This window comes from Shewanella sp. ISTPL2 (assembly GCF_013283205.1).
GTDB lineage: Bacteria > Pseudomonadota > Gammaproteobacteria > Enterobacterales > Shewanellaceae > Shewanella > Shewanella oncorhynchi.
Genome location: NZ_JAAPAV010000001.1, coordinates 3,026,478 through 3,041,651 on the forward strand (window position 1 = coordinate 3,026,478; position 15,174 = coordinate 3,041,651).

The window sequence follows — 15,174 nt, forward strand, 5'->3', positions numbered from 1 at the left end:
GGATTGATGTTTGCCTCTCCCGTCATGGCCTCTTTTTGGGATTCTTTATTTCGTAGTGAGTTGCCCGTCGATCAAGTGACTGCACCTGTAGACAGTCCGCGTTTCGAGTTCGTCGGCGTCTTACCTGCTAATACGCAATTATAACTTGTCGGTTATTACGTCTCATCTGTTTGTACTCGAAAGGAAATCCGTTTTCCCAGTGGTGATATTGCTAATCCCTACCGCGCGACATTCGAAGAAACCTCAGTGCTGCGGCAAGTGATTAGCAGTGGTAGCAAAGCGAGTGAGTTTTCGCTGCCCTTAGCTTTGAATGGTGGCGGCGATTGTCTGTGGCGGCTTGAGGATTTAATGCTCGATGTGACAATACTGCCGAACCATCCGTTGTGGCAAAGGGCTAAAGCACTTAAACAACAATATCTTGCTAAGTTGCAGCGCACTTCTGTTGTGGATGCGGCACAAGTTGCTAGCCAAACTACGTTGCCGACTCAAGTGTCACCCCACGATGATTTTTATTTAAGTCATGAACTTAATATCGATCCTATTTATGCGGGTAGCGAGGCGGATAATTCGTTGCTTGCGACTACGCCTTTATCTTTAGCGCCAGTTTACTATCCAGTATTTATTCATTCTCCTAAGGAAGACAAACCCTTCGAGGCTAGGCTGAAAAGTAGTTTGCAGCAAATTTCTAGCCTATGGGCTAGTCCTTATACTCAAGCGGTTCGTCGCGGTGATGAGACTGTGATGCGGGTGAATTTTAATCCACAGATTGCCGAACAGTATGAGGTCAATGTTTGGTATCAGCCTGATACGGTTGAGGTGAATTATCCCGATGGTACTCAATATACTTATGCTAACGGTGATGTGAAATTGTATGCCTATGGTAAACCTGAATCACAAATCAATACCTTAGCTCAGAGTTCAAAGGCTGCTGATAAACGATTGTTAGCACGTATCTATGAGCTTGGGCACGCCTTACCCAAGGATAAAATTAAGGCACAGAAATATTACCGTGAAGCCGCTGAAGCTGGCGATATTGAGGCGCTGCATTGGCTGCGAGATCAAGCGGGTTACGCGGGGCGTGCCGATGAAAAGATCTATTGGCTGGAGCGCGCCGCAAGCTTTGGCGATAATGCGGCAAAGCTTGAGTTAATCCGTTTACCTTTATCGGTTATTGAGCGTGGCTTGGTTAATACAGGTGCGGATAAGGTTCGTGAAACGCAAGCATGGCAGCAGTTAAATCAGCTAGTTGACCAAGGGTTGCCTGAGGCAAGAAGTCTGATGGCGTTTTATCAAGTGTTATCTTGTTCGCCCTATTTTAATGCTACAACGGCATTGGAAAATTATCGCCAAAGCGTTAAAGCTCAACCTGATTTAGCGCGAGATGCCGCCGAAACCTATTACTACTTTAAAGAGGACTTTGAGCAGAGCGAGGAGTTTTGGATAATTGCCGCCGAGCGAGATCTTTACGCCGCCGCTGAACTTGCCAATATCCTGTTATTGGAACCCTATCGAGATACGGTTAACGCGAGATACTGGTTAGAAAAAGTGACAACCTTGGGTGCCAAACAAGGCTTGCAAGCGGATATTCTAGGCAATGCTTACTTCCAGTTCGCAACCCTGTTAGATAAAGGCGAGGGTGGACCGGCCGATGCAAAAGCAGCGTTAACGCTTTATCAGCAGAGCATTGAAATGGCAGAGCGGTTTTCAAACGACTATGCAGCAAGGGCCAAGGAGAGAGTGCAATTGCTCGAAGGGATGCGCTAATAACGTATTGCCGCTAAAGACTCTATGACGTCAGTGTCGCTTATTCAGCTTATCTTCAATAAAAATCCCTGCAGAAGCAGGGATTTTGCTATTTATTCAAATGCTTGATTTATGCGTAATGGCTAAAACTGCTTACTTAAGCGATGCAAGTCATCAAACTAGCGTAAATCAACCTGCAGTGCGACTCCCGCACTCTGGGGCTCACTCTGCACTGTGATGTAATACCAACCCACGTTTGGTGCATTGACTGTGATACTTTCCCGCGTGTTGGCGGGTGTCACAGAGGCTGCATCGAAGTGTTGAGCATTCGCCCAAGTCGTCCCCGAAAACAGGCTAACATCACCACTGCCGTGGGCGGAGTTGATGCTTAGCTGATTAGTTCCCTCTGGTACCCAAAGGTAATAATCGTTGCGCCCATCGGCGGTGCAAATGGCTTTGCCAGCACTGAGCTCACCATAACTTAAGGGTGATTGCGTCGCGCAGGCGTTGGCAATGAGCACCGGATCGGGTGTGTTACTCGTGCCTGTGCTTAAGGTCAGTGTTACGCCGCTAAACTCAGTGGCAGTATCAATCGTGATATAACGCCAGCCACGATTGGCGCTGAAGCTAAGCGATTCTTGATTTCCTGCTTGAGAGCTCTTTGCATCGGCATTATCTGCGTCGGCCCACTGACTGGCATTGAAGTAAATATTGGCATCCCCAGAGCCGCCCTTAGTGGTGATAGTGAACTGGGTATCATCTTCCTCAACCCAGAAGTAGAAGCTGTTACGCCCGCCACTGATGCACTCATTTTTGCCTAGGGTGAGCTTACCGTAATCTAAGGTCGCTGCGCCGCAATTGGCTGGTGGCTCAGGATCCACGCCGCCATCCCCCAGATCGGGGTCGATATCAGCAAATAGCTCAGTGGTGCTGACTTGCATATCGACGCCGCCAAAGTCCCCCGATAAGGTAATGTAGTGCCAATACTCGTTAGGGTTTAACTGCACCTTAATCACTTGATAATTACCATTACCGATACCAGCGCCTTGGTTTTGCTCAGGGCTTGCCCAGCCTCTAGAATCGAAATAAATGTCGGCATCCCCCCAACCACCGCCAATCTTGATCCAAAGCTCTTGGGCTGTGCGATCGGTATTGGTGAAGCTGAAACTGGCGCGGCCGAGTTTTGAATCGATACATTCCATCGGCACATCAATTTTCAGGCTGGCCGATTCTGTGTAACGGTAGGCTTCGTTAGTCACTTGGCAAGGCGAGTAATCCTTACTGATAGTGCCTGCTGGTCCTGTCCAGTTGCCTTCGCGGCCACTAGGCTCAGCGTCGACATCACTCGGGCCCTTATCGACTATGCCATCGTCAGCCGTGCTTAAACCACTGGCGAGCCAACCCTGCCATTCGTTATCGTAACGTGTGCCGATATTATCCATAAAGGCTTGATATTCTGCATATTGATCGTTGCGTAGGTAGGCCAGAATCTGTCTCACATCGTCCCTGTGGTGTTCAAACATGAAACGCACCGCCAGATAGCCCCAGCGATAGATGCGGTCTTGGCCAGATTCATAGTTGTTTTTGAAGATGGTCGATAACATAAACTCACCGGTTTCGCCCATGGCAATTGCCGCAGGGTTTGCGTCACGGTAAGAGATGTATTCCGCGAGGCCTTCAATCCACCAAATGGTATTGGCCGAAGTGCCACGACTAAAGTCACCAAACAGGTTATAGCGTCCATCAAGGTAGTGTACGTATTCGTGTTGCAGGTTCCAGACGTGGAAATCCGGCGTGCGCCATTCGGCTTCATAGGCGATGAAACGTGCCTGATTTTTGAGTCCGGCGGGTGAGCCTTCTAAATACATGCCGCCATTGTCGGTACTGATACCAAATATACTGTTGGCTAAGGATTTATACTCAGACGAACTGCCGAAGATCACTAGCTCTAAGTCATCGTTGTTATCCTGCCCCACGGGTTGCATGCCCGTTTCGAGTTTACTGTGGAAATAACTTTCTTGGCTGGTTAGCACATCACAGGCCCACTTGGCTTGATCTTGATAGAGATCTTGGGCGCGGATCTTGAGACTGTCGGAGCATTTCCAATTAAAAGGTAAAGCATCGGCTTCTAACTGCGCCTTAAAACCACAGATATTGTAATCGTTACAATGGCTGCGATCGTAATAGTCTGCCATTTCTGCCGCCGCGTACCAAAGCACTTTGCTCGGTTCGGTTTTGCTGGTGCTGCTGAGGATGTTTTTGACCAGCTGGGTCACTCGCGGGCGCATGGCATCAATGTAATACAGCCTAGATAACTCTTTAACTGAGTTGACCAAAAGGTACTCTGCATTGGTGCCTAACAAGTTGCGATGTTCGAGTTGGAAGTTATTCAGCGCATCTAAAATCCCTTGATCACGCGCGAACAGCGCCTGCATGTCATCATTCCATTGGGCGCGGAATAAGGTGGTAAACACTGAGTTTGCTGCGGCGTTCATGGCGAAACTGGCTTGCCAGTAAGCGTCGTAGTCCGTAAGCACTTTGATAGTGACATGATTAAACTCGGCGCCGAGCTCGGCTGAGTCAATCAGGATTAAGGCTTCTTTCAACACGCCAGCATTGTCATCGGAGACAGTCCAAATCGCAGCGTTCGCAAATAACGCATTAAGGGCAGATTTTAAGCTGACCTTAGCAGCATTGCTGTAAGCGGGCACATCATTTGGGCTGTAAAACTGCACATAAAGGGCCGCGCGGACAAAGTAAATATGGGACTCCAGATGCTGAACATCGACCCCAGTGTAGTCCTTGGCTTTAGCGGCAATGGCATTAGCCACACTGATCACATTGGCCTCGCTAAATAGCGCGGTCGCAGCACTGCCTTTGAGGCTATAGAGCTTACCGACGCATTCGGGTGTCGATTGGCTCAGTTCATTGACTAGTGCCTGACCTGATTTCCCAACAAAGTCACTGCAGTCGCTGACTTGCATCGCGACGCTACGATTCTGCAACTTAAGTGGGGGTTGCTCCGAGACCTCTATCTGACGTTTTTGGCGCGAATGAATCTTAGGCTGCTCTGTCATCGTCGGATCATTGGGGGATGCCATCAATGGCGTCTCCCGTAGCAGTGGTCTATGTGATTCAATTAAGCTAATCGGTGCAGAGGGCGGTGGCGGGACGGGTTGAGCTGGTGAACTGTTTGGTGTGTTGTTGCCTAATGGGGGGCTTGCATGAGTGTTATGGGCAAGAACGGGAGTTGCAATCGCTAAGCTAATTGCTGCGAAGAGTAGTGTGTTTTTCATTGTGTATCCGTAGTTATCTAGTCTGCAAAGCAGATCTTCCTTGGGCGTTATTTGATGCATTTAACACAGACTTGCATCAAACCTCATTGGATTATTTGCGTGATAACAATAGCGCGACAAACATCGCAGCCAGCAAATAATGCCTCAGAATAATGGCTGTAAGTTTTTAATATATCTAGTATTTGTCATAATATTTTTTTGATACATCTTTTCTGTTCAGCTTAGGTTCAGCTTAGGTTCAGCTTTCAGTTCAAATGGTTAACGTCAGTCGCTTGATTGAGTGCGATGGAATATAGAATGGAATAACTGTGGCTATTTGGCTTGAAATTGCGCTAGCTTAGCCGCATTAAGGTTTAGCAAACGAACCGTTTAAGCATAGCAATCTGCTATTAGGTTGGTGCCATTCTCACAGGAGCTTTTATGTCAGCTTTACCAAGCGAGTACACCCATATTCATGTTGAGCAACCAGGGGCGCCCGAGGTGATGCGGTTATCGCGCTCGCCTTTGCCTGTACCTGCGGCGGGGCAAGTGTTGATCCGCGTACATGCAGCAGGAGTGAATGGCCCCGATGTTAAACAAAGAGTGGGCGCGTATCCACCGCCACCGGGTGCATCACCGATTATTGGTCTTGAGGTTGCAGGGGATATTTGTGCCCTCGGTGATGGCGTGAGCCAATGGCAAATTGGCGATAAGGTATGTGCCTTAGTGCCGGGCGGCGGTTATGGCGAGTATGTGCTCACCTATGCTGCCCATTGTTTGCCGATCCCGACGGGTTTTAGTTATGTGCAGGCAGCCGCGCTGCCAGAAACCTTCTTCACCGTATGGGGTAACCTGTTTATGCGTGCGGGACTCAAAGCGGGCGAGACGGTACTGATCCACGGTGGCTCAGGTGGCATTGGTAGTACGGCTATTCAGTTGGCCAGTGCGCTGGGTTCAAAAGTAATAGCGACGACGGGACAGGATGAGAAACGCGATTATTGCTTGAGCCTTGGCGCCGCTGAAGTCATCAACTATCGTACTCAAAACTTTGTTGAACCTGTGATGGCACTCACTCAAGATAAGGGCGTAAACGTGGTATTTGATATCGCGGGTGGCGATTTTATCAATCTCGACTTACAAGCCTTAGCGATGGACGGGCGTATGGTGTCGGTAGCTATGCAACGGGGGCCAAAGGCCGAGGTCGAGATTTTCCGCCTGATGGCAAAACGTATCATGTGGACAGGGTCGACCCTAAGACCGCAGAGCGTGGAGGCCAAAGCCGCCATTGCTGCTGAATTATTAGAGAAAGTTTGGCCGTTGTTAAACACCCATAAAATTGTCCCCAATATTTTTGCAACCTTTCCATTAGCACAGGCCGCTAAAGCCCATGCTTTGATGGAGTCGGGTGAGCACAGGGGCAAAGTAATACTGACTGTCATTTGAGCTAGGCATACTTGGTTTTGCAGCGACATATTTGCTTTAAGTCGCTGCCATTCGAGTCAATCTAGAAGACATTCTGACATCATAGTGGCTTAGTCATTGTTCGGTAAATATGAGTTTGTAGCGCTGTAATTAAATCTTCATGGATAACTTTGATGGTTAACTTTACAGCAACCTCGAATTGTTAACGTTGATGACTCATCAAACACCATAGATATGATTGCTTTTTCTTGGGAATAAAACTTGCCGCGTCGATTTTTTAGACTAAAGTCGTTAATGATTAAACTTTTTGGGTACTTTGGCAGAAATTAATACGTAATTAGTGAAAATTTCATGGTATGAGGCATTGATTATCGGAAATATTCTGTAAAAATACCCAGTTGAAAACGTCAGAGACTTTCAGGCGCTATTCGTGGATCAAAGCAAGCGATGCTTCGCTTATTCAGGCTAAAAAACTCATGGTGTATGTGTTGATTTAAGGGTATTAGCATATATGTATAACACAGCAAAGAAACAGGTTTGGTATGGTGAGCTGAGAACATCGAAAGGCAACGCGATTGTCGTCCATGACAACCAGCTGCCCGATGCCTCCCCAGGACGTATCTACCTATACAATACCGATCGCGATGCGATCATTGAGTATGTGGAAGATATAGTCAAAGTGAACCTATACGACTTAGATGAGGCTGCGTTAAAAGCTGCTGAGGCTAAGTTTGGTGGTGCATGGAAGGCGGCAAGATCTCAATTTATGAGTAAACATCAAGCTCGCATTGACTTGAACAACGTGAAGGAAACTGCGCCTGTACGTAAGGCAAAGCCTGAAGTTGAACCAGAAGTCGAATCTGATGCCGTTGGCGTGGATTTTGACGATGATTGGGGCGATGATTTTGATGATTAACACAGTGTCGGCCTAAGGGCTAACACTGTGAGTGTAAGGAATAAAGTAGTGTTTATTTTATTCCTTATCGCTTTATTTATTCCCTTCTGCTAAACCGCATTTTTCCTCGTTTCCTCAATTTTTATTGCGAATGGCTACGCATCGGCATCGAACTGATAACGGCTAATGTGGTGATAAACCTTGCCTGGCACTAACCAAACATCATCACCAAAGCGCTCGCCTTGGTTCGGGGAGTCTGGCAGCATCTGCGGCTCTAAACACACAGCATGATGTTGATTTAATACCTGTTGATTGCGACCTACTGTGCCATTTAAAAAATTAGCACAGTACAGCTGCACACTCGGTTGATTAGTATAAACCGTCATAGCGCGACCGCTGATGGGACTGCTTAAACAGCCAAAACGGGCGAGTGAGCCATCGGGGTTATTCATCATATAACAGTGATCATAACCGCGAGTGCTTGCGAGTTCAGCGGCATGCAGCTTGTCGCCTAAGCGTATTGGTTGACTTAAATCGAAAATCGACCCAGTTGTATCGGCAATCCCAGTGGGAACACTGACATCATTCATGGTGAGATAGCGCTTGGCATCGATTTGCATCAGATGTTCGTGATTGGTCTCTGTGCCATCGAGGTTGAAATAACTGTGCTGGGTGAGGCTTACGGGACAGGCTTTATCGACGGAGGCTAAGATTTCTACGTACAAATTATTGCCTGCGAGGCGGTAATCCAGCTGAACCGTGCAATTACCGGGGAAACCCATGTCGCCATCTGGGCTCATTAAGGTCAAACGCACACCATCGGGGAGTTGACCTAGTTGCCAGTTTTTACGATTAAAACCCTCACGGCCGCCGTGCAAACAGTTAGTCGCTTGGTTTACATCTAACTGATAATCATGACCTTGATAGTGCATTTTGCCGTTAGCAATGCGATTTGCAAAGCGGCCAGCAATGGCACCTAAATGAGCCGATTGGGTCAAGTAATCTTCAGCGCTATCACAACCTAAGACGATATTGGCACGTTCGCCGTGTTTATCAGGGGTCCACAGAGCGCGGATAATACCGCCTAAGCTGATGACTTCTAATGCGAGTATGCCATTGTCGATCCGAACCCGCTCGATTTCGCCGCCGCGGGGATCGGTCCAAGGATCCAAAACACTGAAACGTACCATTTAGCTTCCCTCTGTGTTGAATATGCTCACTGCTTATTGTGTTAAATGAGTATGTTAACCCTATTATTTACCATCAACAGCATAAAGTTCAGTGATGAATTCGTATGTTATCGACGGCGTAGTCACTCTATTCGGTTGTCTTTGGTTTAAGTGCGGCTAAGTGCTTGTTCTAACAAATTGCCTGTTCTGGCTAGTTATCTATGCGCCCTGCGCCAGCGCTGGCGGAACATAAATACACTGTGGCATCGATGGCGGTTTTTTCGAAGAATTCATGTTCAACGGCGGCAACAACAGCGTCAGTCAGTTCATGGTCGACCAAGGCGACCACGCAGCCGTCGGTCATGCGGATGCCACCACGCTCGCCGATCACTTGGCTGACAATTTCAACTAAAGTATCAAATTCGGGCAGTGTGACTTCAAAATCATCACGCAGTGAAGCATGGGATTCAGCCATTAAACGACTGAATTTTTGGATGTTATTTTGCTCTAGGGCGCGGGCAGCATTTTGAGTTCTTTGGTTCTCAGTGACTACGTGTTTCGCTCGGCGGTATAGCACTTCATCTAAATCGGCCTTTGCACTTTCTAGCTGGCGTAAATCGAGGTGACGCAGTGCATCTAAGCCAAAGTACTCTGCCGCTTGTGCACACTCAGTGCGACGTTGCTCATTGGTCGCGGCTAAGCGTTGTTTCTCGATATGGGCATCTATGATGATAAGGCTTAGGTTTTCTGGAATGGGAATGGCTTCGCTATCGAGATCTAAGCAGTCAATCAGGAGTGCATGGTCTTGTTCACCCATGGCGCTGCACATTTGATCCATGATGCCACAGGCCGACTCAACATACCTGTGCTCACCGCGCTGTGCGAGTTGCGCCACCGCCATTGGGGATAAATGCAGTTGGCTGGTATCACTAATGGCTGTACCGAAGGCGACAACGAGTGCGCCCGAAGATGAAAGACCTGCAGCAAGTGGCACATCGCCCACAATGGCTAAGTCTAAGCCCTTGGCTAATAAGCCAGTTTGCGCCATAGCCGCAGTAAAACCTTTGAGGTAATTCACCCAGCCATCTTGCGGGTCCATGTCGTTTTCTTGGCCGAAAACCCACTCTTTAATTTGTCCGGGAAACGCATCGGCGACGGCTCGAAACTTAGTATCGTCACGGCGTTTTACCGCAATCACTGTATGAAAATTAATGGCTGCCGGGAGTACAAAACCGTCATTGTAATCCGTGTATTCACCGATCAGATTGACTCGCCCTGGGGCTTGATATAAATCATCGGCTTTAGTGCCAAAGGTTTGGACAAATAACTTAGTGGCGCGCTGCGCAGGGTTTGACATGCTGTAAAAAATTCCAAAAAAGCTGAGCTAATTTCGTTACCGTCATCGATTTATATCACGACTGAGTCAGTGATGTAACTGAGATTTTTTGCTGAAATGGCGATAGGCTGCAATGAGTAAATCGATACTGGGATGAGGGGGCAAAATAGCGTATTGAGTGTTTTATCTAGCTAATTGATTTGTAAAGATTAGTCAGCATTTAGTTGGATGCCGCACAAACTAGCAGAGGATGTTACTGCTCGTTTGTGCGACCTGTTATGGCGTGATTTTAATTTAATGCAGCATTAGCAGGCACTTAACTACGTGGCTCCGCATTAAGTTTAGGATCAGGCACTTGTACAGTATCTTCCGCTTGAACTGTGTTTTTTTCCGAGTTTTGCAATAGCTCGTAAATCACATGATCCACAAAACCAGCACCTGCGGCTTCGTACAGGTTGTACACACTGTGTACACCCGATTCTCGAAGCGCCGCAGCATCGTCACTGTACTGCACAATTGCACTGATTTTGCCTTGATAATTCAGTTTTTTGAGTTGCTCAACTGCAAACATATTTCCCGCGTGGTGCGGCATGGCTAGCAGTACCAGTTCAAGATTAGGTGCTCTGTCGAGTTTTTCCCAAAAGTCGGTATCTGAGGCGTCACCTTGCACTACATTGCGACCCTTTGTTTTATGTAAGTCGACTAAGTCTTGCTTGTGTTCAATACCGAGAATTTCCCCATCAAATTGTTCCCTGAGTTCATCATAGGCACCGCTACCAATACGGCCCATGCCTAAGATTAAAAAGCGTGGATTGCCAATGGCTATCGGTCTATCTTCTGGGTGTAACGGGCGTTTTTCAAGTTTGATTAAACGCTGCTGGAATCGCTGGTAGATATTACCGACGGTGGCGTTAAGTGGCGCGGCGAGTAAAAAACTAAAGCTTAATGCCACGGCGATGATCACTAGCCACTCGGGAGGTAACCAACCTTTATAGGTGGCTACTGCGGCGACGATCAAACCGAATTCACTGAAGTTACCTAGGTTAAATGAGCCCAACATAGAGGTACGTGAACGCAGTTTAAAGCGGGTAAGAATGTAAACAAACAGCAGGATTTTAAGTGGCACTAACAGCACTAATAGCGCCGCGAGTACGATATCCGATACCGTAGGTAAGCCATTGAGCCCTATGGTTAAGAAGAAGGCAACGAGGAAGAGTTCTTTAAAATAGAACAGGGATTTTGCCAGCTCGGAGGATTTTTTGTGGCCCGCCAACAAGATACCGATAATCAGTGCGCCGAGATCGGGTTTTAAGCCAACAGATTCAAATAACCAAGCGCCAACCACGAGTGCCATGACTAGGCCGAAGAGCACTAAGAGTTCACCGTGGCCGACACGGTCGAAAGCTTTATAGATGAGTGGTTTAGCCAGTGGCAGTAAGAGTAATGCAAAGGCCCATACCGAAGGTACATCGCCTTTAGAAATGGTTAAAAACAGTACGGCGAAGATATCCTGCATAATCAAGATGCCAATAGCGACCCGGCCGTAGAGGGATTGCACGTCGCCTTTATCTTCTAACACTTTGACCGCAAATACGGTACTGGAGAAGCTTAACGCAAAGGCAATTAACGTTAGTTGTTCTAGGTTCAGACTCGTGAGTTGGCTTAAACCTAGTAAGCCGAAGAGTTTCAGAATCGGCACAAAAATCACGATCGAGAGCACTAAGTGCACACTCGAACCCGCCCACACTTCGGCCTTGAACAGGCTGCGAATATCGAGTTTCAAACCAATAGCAAACAGTAGCAAAGTCACGCCTAGGCTGGCGAGTTCTTGCAGTAATGGCAGGCTTTCTTTATCTATTCCTAAGATGAACAGTACAAAGCCTGCCACTAAGTAGCCGATGAGCGGAGGGAGTCCTATACGGCTGACGAGCATGCCGCAGATGAGTGTAATAATGAGGATGCCTGGTTCCATGATGCTCCAATCTAAAAAGTCTAAAATTGTAAGTGATTGTATAAGAAATCTATGACACTTGGATAAAAAAGCGGACTTTTAATGAAAAAAGTCCGCTTTTTATTGGTGTTGCGGTAAATACACTTGGCCGTTAAAACACGCGCGAACTAAATCACTCCGCTGGTCTAAGCCTAAATCGTCACTATTTCACGAGATGATCTAAATGGGTTGCAAAATCTTTGGGGCCCATAAAACCAGTCACGCGTAAATCTTCCCTTTGCTCACCTTGTTCGTTAAACATCAACAGCGTAGGCAAACCAAGCACATTGTATTTTTCGAGTAAGGCCACATCGACCTTGTCACTCTTAGTCACATCCGCTTGTAGCAGTACGATTTTATTCATGCGGGCTAACACGTCGGCATCTTTAAAGGTGATGGCTTCGAACTCTTTACAGGCAACACACCAATCGGCGTACAGATCGAGCATCACAGGCTTACCTTGGGCGGTAGCGGCTGCAATTTCTTGCTCAAGATCTTCAATCGATTTAATGCGTTTAAAGCCATGGACTTCTTCGGTCGTCGCTGCAGTGCCTACGGAATTGTTATTAAAACCAAAGTGTCCCATCACAGCTTGGAATCCGTAGGAGAAGCTCGCCAGTAGCGCCAGCGTTAATAGCACTGAACGTAAAGTTTGTTTCCAGTTAAATTCACTGAGTTTGTTCTGATGCATCAAGTAGCCAGTGAAGCTTACGCCCCACAGTGACCAAAGCACATCGGATACTACGCCTGTCCAAATACGGCCAAGCATCACGATAGATACAGCGATCAGCAGGAATCCGAAGATAGTCTTGATGATGTCCATCCAAGCGCCGGCTCTCGGTAATAATTTACCGCCTGAGGTGCCGATAATCAGTAGAGGTAATCCCATACCCATGCTGAGTACATACAGGGCTAAGAAACCTTGGAGTAGGTCGCCGGTTTGCGCCACATAAACGAGTGCACCCGACAGCGGCGCGGTAGTACAAGGTGATGCGACAAGGCCAGAAATCACGCCCATCAAGAACACGCCAACTAAGTTGCCGCCTTTTTGATTATTCGAGACTGAGTTCATCTTCTCCTGCCAGCTCGATGGCAGTTTCAAATCGTATAGGCCAAACATAGATAAGCTGAGCACAAAGAACAAAATCGCGAGTACGACTAATACGGCAGGATGTTGTAATGCCGCTTGGTATTTTAGTCCCGCCGATGCGACCACTAACCCTAAGATAGAGTAAGTGATTGCCATGCCTTGGACGTAAGCCATGGACAAGGTAAAGGCTTTTGCGGTTGAGAGCTTTTGCCCTTGGCCGACAATAATACCCGACAAAATCGGATACATAGGAAATACGCAGGGCGTTAATGCCAGACCGACACCTAGACCAAAGAAGATCACTAAAGTCCAAATTAAGCTGTCGTTTGACAGCATTTGGCTCAGGGTATCTTGCTGAGTAATGGGTTGCGTATTGGCTTTATCGGCAGTGCTTGGCTCAGTGCTGGTTTGCTCAGTCGTCGTGGTTGATTCGGCGCCTACAATTAAGCCATCGTTGGCTGCAATCGCCTTTAAAACGACTTCATGCTTGGTCGGTGGATAACACAATTTACCTTCGGCACAACCCATAAAGGTCACTGTGAGCGTGGCATTTTCATCGGCCTGTTTTAAACCAACGGGAATATCGACATAGGTATAATAGACTTCTTGCTTACCAAAATACTCATCTTCATGGGGCTTTCCCTTTGGTAGAGCGACCGTGCCTAACTCGGCACCATTGACGCTAAATTTAAGCTTGTCGCGGTACATATAGTAACCGTCGGCAATCACCCAATTGAGTTTGACCTGATTACCTTCTTGCTTGGAATCGAAGGCAAATGCTTGATCGACAGGCATCAATTCAGGCTCACCCTTCATGAAGTCGAATTTGTTACCGAAAACCCCTTCACTATGAGCTAAGGGCGCAAGAAGCAATATAGAAGTGAAAATAAGGCTGAGTAGTTTTTTCATGGCTGAGTGTTGTCTTTTATCCAATCTAAGTAGGCTGGTAGCCCGTGGGTCACAGGCACGGCAATAATTTCGGGTACTTGATAAGGGTGAAGCCTAAGCACAAGTTGTTCTAACTCTGTATATCGACTTTGTAAACATTTAATCTGTAAGCTAAATTCTTGCTCTTCACAGATTTTTCCTTCCCAAGCATAAATTGAACGTATCGGGGCGGAAATCTGAACACAAGCGGCAATACGCGACTCAATTAAAGCTCGAGCCAAAGTATTGGCTTGTACTTCATCGGGGCAGGTAGTGCTAACCACTAAATACTGATGCTGCATAGTGTTAGGTATCGTCTCTTAAGAATCTTAAAGTTCGCTTAAGCCAACTCCGTTAGGCTACTTTACGTGTTTTAATGGTCTCATACATTAGCGGGTTAACAAAAGGGTGAGCTAAATATCAGTGTTTTGCTCCCTTACTTCGTCCTAATGGTTATCCTGACTTGAATTAAGACCGGATAACCCCCATTTAGTTTACAGAGATAGTCAGATAAACCTGAGGTCGGTATGTTTTTCATTATTTTTTTACTCTTTGTGCTGATCCCAGTAATAGAGCTGTCGGTGCTGATCCGTGTGGGTGAAGTGCTTGGCACTTGGACTACCATAGGTTTAGTGCTGTTTACCGCCGTGCTCGGGGTCTCTCTGGTTCGCAGCCAAGGCTTAAATACCTTAATGCAAGTACAACAAAAACTCGCCCGCGGTGAAGCACCGGGGCAAGAAATTGTCGAAGGCATGATGTTAGCTATGGCGGGCATCTTGCTCGTGATCCCCGGTTTTGTGACCGATGCCATTGGCCTATTATTCTTGACGCCATTAACCCGTCGCCCCATTGCTGCCTTGTTGTTCAAACGCATGCAGTTACGGGTTGTTGCCGGTTTACAGGGCACAATGCACGGTGGCTTTCAAGCGGGCCAAGGTCCCTTTGGGCCTAAGCCACAGGACCCATTTGGCCAAGCGCCATTTGATGATAGTGTGAAAAAGGACGGTAATGTGTTTGAGGGGGACTTCGAACATAAAGTCGATCCAAGTGATATCAAGCCCGCTAGCCATCAACTCTCTGATAAAGCGCAGGACAAAGAACAGGATAAAGATCCTAAGCCTTAGTATTAGTCTTAGTCTCGTATTGTCTCAGTCGCTTGTTGCGTTAGTTTGTTATTGGATTAACTCAGTTGATTATCGCGTTTATTCGCTTGAGTTTTCTCCCTAATATCCCTTAGATACCAGTGGCCCACTGAATCAATCTGACCTGTGCCGCTGGTTCACCTCCACAGTAATAGCCATTTCACTCTTAAAAAACTCCAATACTA

Annotated in this window: 11 protein-coding genes; 5 read left to right on the top strand and 6 right to left on the bottom strand. The window is 47.2% G+C overall.

All coding sequences use genetic code 11. The features are described 5' to 3' along the window. Nucleotides 1–6 precede the first annotated feature (6 nt). Nucleotides 7–144: a hypothetical protein gene (locus HUB64_RS23190; RefSeq protein WP_254451416.1), complete on the top strand. Its 138-nt coding sequence runs from the start codon at nucleotides 7–9 to the stop codon at nucleotides 142–144. 102 nt (nucleotides 145–246) lie between these two features. After that, the gene (locus HUB64_RS13180) at nucleotides 247–1,764 is read left to right on the top strand and encodes a sel1 repeat family protein (RefSeq protein WP_254451417.1); all 1,518 of its coding nucleotides are present in this window, start codon (nucleotides 247–249) and stop codon (nucleotides 1,762–1,764) included. A gap of 158 nt (nucleotides 1,765–1,922) precedes the next feature. Here HUB64_RS13180 and HUB64_RS13185 read toward each other — a convergent pair whose 3' ends face one another. Next, nucleotides 1,923–5,039 (bottom strand): M9 family metallopeptidase, encoded by a 3,117-nt coding sequence (locus HUB64_RS13185; protein WP_173497152.1) that lies wholly within the window; start codon nucleotides 5,037–5,039, stop codon nucleotides 1,923–1,925. Between the two features lie 420 nt (nucleotides 5,040–5,459). Between HUB64_RS13185 and HUB64_RS13190 the strand changes: the two genes are divergently transcribed. Both HUB64_RS13190 and HUB64_RS13195 read left to right on the top strand, forming a co-directional pair. After that, nucleotides 5,460–6,461 (top strand): NAD(P)H-quinone oxidoreductase, encoded by a 1,002-nt coding sequence (locus tag HUB64_RS13190; RefSeq protein WP_173497153.1) that lies wholly within the window; start codon nucleotides 5,460–5,462, stop codon nucleotides 6,459–6,461. Nucleotides 6,462–6,951: 490 nt separating this feature from the next. Beyond that, nucleotides 6,952–7,356: a hypothetical protein gene (locus tag HUB64_RS13195; RefSeq protein WP_105251357.1), complete on the top strand. Its 405-nt coding sequence runs from the start codon at nucleotides 6,952–6,954 to the stop codon at nucleotides 7,354–7,356. Nucleotides 7,357–7,490: 134 nt separating this feature from the next. Here the strand turns inward: HUB64_RS13195 and HUB64_RS13200 are convergent, their stop codons facing one another. The 5 genes from HUB64_RS13200 to cutA form a co-directional block, all read right to left on the bottom strand. Beyond that, nucleotides 7,491–8,525 carry an aldose epimerase family protein gene (locus HUB64_RS13200; protein WP_131524396.1) on the bottom strand — a complete coding sequence of 345 codons (1,035 nt, stop codon included), beginning with the start codon at nucleotides 8,523–8,525 and terminating at the stop codon, nucleotides 7,491–7,493. Between the two features lie 190 nt (nucleotides 8,526–8,715). Next, entirely contained in the window at nucleotides 8,716–9,861 is a 1,146-nt protein-coding gene (gene galK / locus HUB64_RS13205) for a galactokinase (protein WP_028761840.1), read from the bottom strand. A 295-nt stretch (nucleotides 9,862–10,156) separates the two neighbouring features. Beyond that, entirely contained in the window at nucleotides 10,157–11,812 is a 1,656-nt protein-coding gene (locus HUB64_RS13210) for a cation:proton antiporter family protein (RefSeq protein ID WP_131524398.1), read from the bottom strand. A gap of 181 nt (nucleotides 11,813–11,993) precedes the next feature. After that, complete coding sequence (locus HUB64_RS13215; RefSeq protein WP_173497154.1) at nucleotides 11,994–13,829, bottom strand: protein-disulfide reductase DsbD; 1,836 nt, start codon at nucleotides 13,827–13,829, stop codon at nucleotides 11,994–11,996. Continuing rightward, nucleotides 13,826–14,149 (bottom strand): divalent-cation tolerance protein CutA, encoded by a 324-nt coding sequence (gene cutA / locus HUB64_RS13220; RefSeq protein ID WP_113940010.1) that lies wholly within the window; start codon nucleotides 14,147–14,149, stop codon nucleotides 13,826–13,828. The genes HUB64_RS13215 and cutA overlap by 4 nt, the downstream gene beginning before the upstream one ends. A gap of 225 nt (nucleotides 14,150–14,374) precedes the next feature. Here cutA and HUB64_RS13225 point away from each other — a divergent pair, with 225 nt between their 5' ends. Continuing rightward, a complete protein-coding gene (locus tag HUB64_RS13225; protein ID WP_105251362.1) occupies nucleotides 14,375–14,971 on the top strand; it encodes an FxsA family protein in 597 nt (198 codons plus the stop codon). Nucleotides 14,972–15,174: the final 203 nt, after the last annotated feature.

Excerpts from the sequence above, each read along its gene's own strand:
- HUB64_RS13210 (WP_131524398.1), bottom strand. The coding sequence starts at position 11,812 with ATGGAACCAGGCATCCTCATTATTACACTCATCTGCGGCATGCTCGTC.
- HUB64_RS13190 (WP_173497153.1), top strand. The coding sequence starts at position 5,460 with ATGTCAGCTTTACCAAGCGAGTACACCCATATTCATGTTGAGCAACCA.
- HUB64_RS23190 (WP_254451416.1), top strand. The coding sequence starts at position 7 with ATGTTTGCCTCTCCCGTCATGGCCTCTTTTTGGGATTCTTTATTTCGT.
- HUB64_RS13225 (WP_105251362.1), top strand. The coding sequence starts at position 14,375 with ATGTTTTTCATTATTTTTTTACTCTTTGTGCTGATCCCAGTAATAGAG.
- galK (WP_028761840.1), bottom strand. The coding sequence starts at position 9,861 with ATGTCAAACCCTGCGCAGCGCGCCACTAAGTTATTTGTCCAAACCTTT.
- HUB64_RS13185 (WP_173497152.1), bottom strand. The coding sequence starts at position 5,039 with ATGAAAAACACACTACTCTTCGCAGCAATTAGCTTAGCGATTGCAACT.
- HUB64_RS13200 (WP_131524396.1), bottom strand. The coding sequence starts at position 8,525 with ATGGTACGTTTCAGTGTTTTGGATCCTTGGACCGATCCCCGCGGCGGC.
- HUB64_RS13215 (WP_173497154.1), bottom strand. The coding sequence starts at position 13,829 with ATGAAAAAACTACTCAGCCTTATTTTCACTTCTATATTGCTTCTTGCG.
- cutA (WP_113940010.1), bottom strand. The coding sequence starts at position 14,149 with ATGCAGCATCAGTATTTAGTGGTTAGCACTACCTGCCCCGATGAAGTA.
- HUB64_RS13195 (WP_105251357.1), top strand. The coding sequence starts at position 6,952 with ATGTATAACACAGCAAAGAAACAGGTTTGGTATGGTGAGCTGAGAACA.